Genomic DNA, 4856 nt, shown 5'->3' with positions numbered 1-4856 from the left:
CCAGAGCTGAGGTTAGTTATGCTATCTAACCCTAATAACATCACTGCTTGTCTAATATCGGTAATGGTGCATGCCATACCATAGCTACTGGGGTCGAGCACTGTGAGGGCTGCAGCTGACATGGCAATATTTGTTGAGCTGAGTTTAGCTATTTGATGAAAGTCTGGCTCAGGTTCTTTGAGGGTATCTTGCAACTGGCTAAGTAGCTCTGGTTTTGGCGGTAGATTAAATCCAGTTTTTATACCTTTGAGAACTGAATCATCAATATCAATCATGGGGCAACCCTTGCGAAAGCGAATTATCATGATAGTTCAAAGCAGAACCTACATGGTCAATTAGACTAAAAAAAAACCTTTTTTAGGTTATATTAGGCGAACCATCCCAATTTAAGGCGCGATTGATTGCGAGTTAACACCAAATTGCGTTAAGGTTAACCAATTTTGTAATTTTAGAGATGAAACATGAGTCAAGATGCAAATACGGCGGCCTCTCAAGGGATGGTAACGCGTTTTTTAAACTCGATAGAACGGGTGGGAAATAAGCTCCCTGATCCGGCCATTATATTTTTAATTGCGATGGTCTTAATATGGTTTTTGTCGTGGTTATTCTCGGGCACAAGCTTTGATGCAATTGACCCACGAACAGGCCAAGCGATTGTTGTTAACAATTTATTGAGTGGCGATGCGTTAGCTGGATTTTTAGCCTCTATGGTTAAAACGTTTACTGGGTTTGCGCCGTTGGGTGTTGTACTTGTTGCTATGTTAGGTGTGGGTGTAGCTGAACATTCAGGTTATATCAATGCTGGTTTAAAATTGATGTTAAAAAGAACGCCGCAATCGTTACTTACACCGTCAATTATTTTAATTGCGATTGTGAGCCATACAGCGACAGATGCAGGTTACGTTTTAGTTATTCCAATTGCAGGCGTCATATATTACGCAATGGGGCGTCACCCATTAGCGGGTATTGCGGCGGCATTTGCTGGTGTAAGTGGTGGATTCAGCGCAAACTTTATTCCGTCAGGAATAGACCCATTACTACAGAGCTTTACGCAGAGTGCAGCGCATATTATTGACCCTGCCATGTCAGTTAACCCATTGAATAACTGGTTCTTTACGTCAGCTTCAAGTGTTTTTATAGTTTTATTGGGGTGGTATATTACTGATAAAATCATTGAGCCTCGCTTGAAAGACACTAAAGTGGATGGGGATACAGATAACCTACCGGCATTTGATGAGGTTACCTCAAAAGAACGCACTGCGTTTTATGTTGCCTCATCAGTGATGATTGCTGGTCTGGGTTTACTTGCCTATGCATCGAGTGGTGAAGATTCAGCGCTTCGCAGTCCGAGTGGTTCTTTAACCGATTTCAGTGCACCTTTAATGCAATCGATAGTGCCATTAATCTTCTTATTATTTTGGATCCCAGGCGCCATCTTTGGTTTTATTTTTGGTACATTTAAAAATTCAAAAGATATGATTGATGCAATGAGTAAAGCTATGGGCAGCATGGCGTACTATATTGTTATGGCGTTTTTCTGTGCCCTATTTATTGCGGCATTTAGTCAGTCAAACTTGGGGGCGCTATTGGCTATCGAGGGGGCAGAATTACTTAAAGCCATGTCATTACCAAGCTCGGTAACGGTCGTGGGCATTATTTTCTTGACGGCGTTCGTTAATCTTTTTGTTGGTTCAAGTTCTGCAAAATGGGCACTATTAGGACCAATATTTGTACCTATGCTAATGCAATTGGGTATTTCAGCTGATCTAACACAGGCGGCGTATCGCGTCGGTGATTCAAGCTCAAATATTATTACGCCACTTATGCCTTACTTCCCATTGGTTGTGGTGTATTGCCAAAAATATGTTAAAGGGACGGGGATTGGTACCTTGATTGCGATGATGTTACCGTACTCAATTGCTTTCTTAATTGGTTGGAGCTTGTTCTTACTTGCTTATTGGGGTCTCGGCTTTCCTCTTGGTTTACAATCAAGTTATACATACCCTTCATAGATGGTTAGGGTGTGTTGATCTTTTAGGTTCATTTTTGCAGCAGTTTGATTGGGTTTTATACAAGGCAGAGGCTGCGTAGCATGCTTATTCTGTGTGTGTTAGCCGATAACATAGTAGAAAAGTCAATCAAGCGCTTTCTCTGTGTTGCTTAATATTTGCTTAGGTTACTAGGCCACACATTAAGCGCCGTGATAAAGCACGCTCAAAGAGAACAAAATAGAACAGCAAAGATCAATAGCGCCTAGATTCAACCAATAATAAAACGCCCATTTTGGGCGTTTTTTATATCAACATAGAACTCGCTATGGAGGAGGTGAGGCTAATATTGGCAGCACGATTTTGAATAGTGTACCTTGATTTACGGTGCTTGAAACCGTGATCTCCCCCAAATGCTTTTTGACAATGGCTTGTGATATGGACAGCCCGAGACCTGTGCCTTTTCCAACATCTTTTGTGGTATAAAAGGGGTCAAAAATACGATCAAGCTGACTGTGTGCAATGCCAATGCCATTATCATGGATCTCAATTACGATTTTCTGTTCTTGGCAATAACTGCGAATGAGTATTTCACCATTTTCAGTAATGCTCTGCACAGCATTGACTAATAGGTTCAGATATACCTGATTAAGCTCATTGTTGATACAGTAGCTTTGCGGGGTCTCAGTGTGCTCCTCAACGATACGGCAGGTATTTTTTATTTGGTTTTCTAAAATTTTTAGCGTCAAACCAATGCCTTCGCAAACGTCACTCAAATGCCAGTTACTGTCATTGTTTTGGCAGTAGGCTTTGAGGGACTTTACGATATGACTAACGCGTTCAACACCTAGGTTACAATCGGCGAAAAGCTCACTAAACTCATCTTGTAAAAAGTCACATTGGTATTGTTCAGTGAGGTTGTTTAAGACTGATAAAGCTTTAGGATCAGGGTGTTCTTTCAGGCTTTCTTGTACTTTAAACATATCAGCAACTTGTTGTTGCATCAGTTGTAAATTACTGCCAATAAAACTGATAGGGTTATTAATTTCATGGGCTATACCTGCAGAGAGCTGTCCTAATGAGGCCATTTTTTCTTGTTGTACTAGATTGTTTTGTACACGCTCGGATTCAATGCGCAATTGTTGTGCTTCTAATTCGATAAAACGGTTTTCAACTTGTGCCAGTGTTTGTTCTACAAGCCCTGTAATACGGTTAATGGCACGAGCATCTTGACGTAGATATGCACCTTTACTTTCACTAAGCATAATGAGTAGGCAAACTGAGCTCTTATAGCTAAATGAAGCGAGTAATGCACTGTGATACCCAGTGGCATCTAGCGTATTTAACCAAGTGGGTTTAAGCAGTTGAATGTCAATGATTGCTTTAGCGGATCCTGTCAGCACTGACTTGAGTAGCGGGTCGACACTCAGCTTTTGATGCACTGATTGATGTGTACTGGCTGCGGCAACAATGAGCGTTCCGGGGACGTCTGGTGTCAATAAAAATGCCGCGTCAAAAGAGGCTTGAATATTGAGTGTGGCAAAAATAGATTGATATATCTCTTCGATGGTCGATGCCTGTAATGATGCACTCATGCCTTCAAGTAAGACTTGCGACTCGGCATGTTGGGTGCGCAGGCTGTCGACTTCGCGCTCTAAGCGAGCGACTTTTTCAATCAAACGCTCGTTGTGCTCGATGAGTTGTTGATGATCATTGATTGTCATTTTATACCCCAAATACCACTGCCGAAATCATTAAATTACCGTGGCGTGATTGCCCATCTAGAAAACAACCTTGCTCGCCAAATGTATAGGCACCAGTGACTGGGATTGCCGAAAAGTGCTTTTTTATATTCTTGGAGACTTGATCAAACTGTGGTTTGACGCTGAGCATGCAACCAGCACAATATATGAGTAGGCAGCCAGAGATTTCTGGTTCTGTTAAACCGTTTTGTGCACTTTGAATGACTTTGTGAGCGCGTTGCAGTAAACTTTCTGTTGACCCTTGCATAATATGTAAATGATCGCCTTGCGCTAATTGAGAGAATAAGGTCATCGTACCGTCATTATTTACACGCTCAGGATGACTTAATAAATATTCGTCTTTACTCACTTCTCGACCGATCGGATGAAAAGAGGTTTGTCCAAGAATATTACCACCGCGCAACTGCTCAGTGATTGCCCCATTTGTTAAGTGGTTATATTGCCTTGCCGCCTCAATGCCATCGAGTGTTATTACTTGCCTACCAGATGACTCGGTTACCTCCGTTGTTCGTCCCGACGGTGCATATCCAGATGAAAATGAGAAAGAAATGGGAACTGATGGAGTTAAACTTGCGATCGCCATTTGGCAAGGTTTTGAACTGGCATGCGTAAATATTTGCCACTGCCCCGTAACATCATTATCAGATGCAGAACCACCGACTATGGGAACGCGTGTGCCAATGACATCTTGTATGCCGTTTAACGCGGCTTCTTCATCACCTGGTGTGAGAGTCACCCAGAGCAACTCTGGTGGTTCGCTTTTTATGTCGGTTAGTAAGTGCTTCGCAGTTTGCTGGGCTGTGTCATAAATAGATTGGTTTTGTGTATCGCCGGCACAAATATGATACTGCCCTGAGTCATCCTCAATGGTTGTGATTGTCAGTGTGGCAAATCCAGTATCGTGATGTTTGTTATGACATAAGCTGCCTTGGCAAGAGCTGCTTAAAATGAAGGGAGTCGCGGGAAAGTGCAAGGTTAACCATTGCCATATGGCTTTTGCATTAAGTTGCACATCAAAGTACACCAGTATGACTGTGGGCTTATAAGCTGGTTGACATTGAGTAGATACGTCGTTTAGCGCTTTTTGGGTGATGAGATGGACACT

General features: G+C 42.3%; 4 protein-coding genes. 1 reads left to right on the top strand and 3 read right to left on the bottom strand.

The features are described from left to right. A partial coding sequence (locus tag CWC18_RS19895; RefSeq protein ID WP_138591720.1) for an HDOD domain-containing protein occupies positions 1-275 on the bottom strand: 275 nt, incomplete at its 3' end. A gap of 186 nt (positions 276-461) precedes the next feature. Here CWC18_RS19895 and CWC18_RS19890 point away from each other — a divergent pair. After that, complete coding sequence (locus CWC18_RS19890; protein ID WP_138591719.1) at positions 462-2012, top strand: AbgT family transporter; 1551 nt, start codon at positions 462-464, stop codon at positions 2010-2012. A 302-nt stretch (positions 2013-2314) separates the two neighbouring features. Here the strand turns inward: CWC18_RS19890 and CWC18_RS19885 are convergent, their stop codons facing one another. Both CWC18_RS19885 and CWC18_RS19880 read right to left on the bottom strand, forming a co-directional pair. Beyond that, positions 2315-3712, bottom strand: coding sequence for a sensor histidine kinase (locus CWC18_RS19885; protein WP_138675959.1), 1398 nt, complete (start codon positions 3710-3712; stop codon positions 2315-2317). 1 nt (position 3713) lies between these two features. After that, on the bottom strand, positions 3714-4856 hold a 1143-nt coding region (locus CWC18_RS19880), incomplete at its 5' end, for an FIST signal transduction protein (protein WP_138675958.1).

The organism is Pseudoalteromonas aurantia, from assembly GCF_005886875.1.
Classification (GTDB): domain Bacteria; phylum Pseudomonadota; class Gammaproteobacteria; order Enterobacterales; family Alteromonadaceae; genus Pseudoalteromonas; species Pseudoalteromonas aurantia_A.
This window is presented reverse-complemented; position numbering and strand designations above follow the sequence as displayed.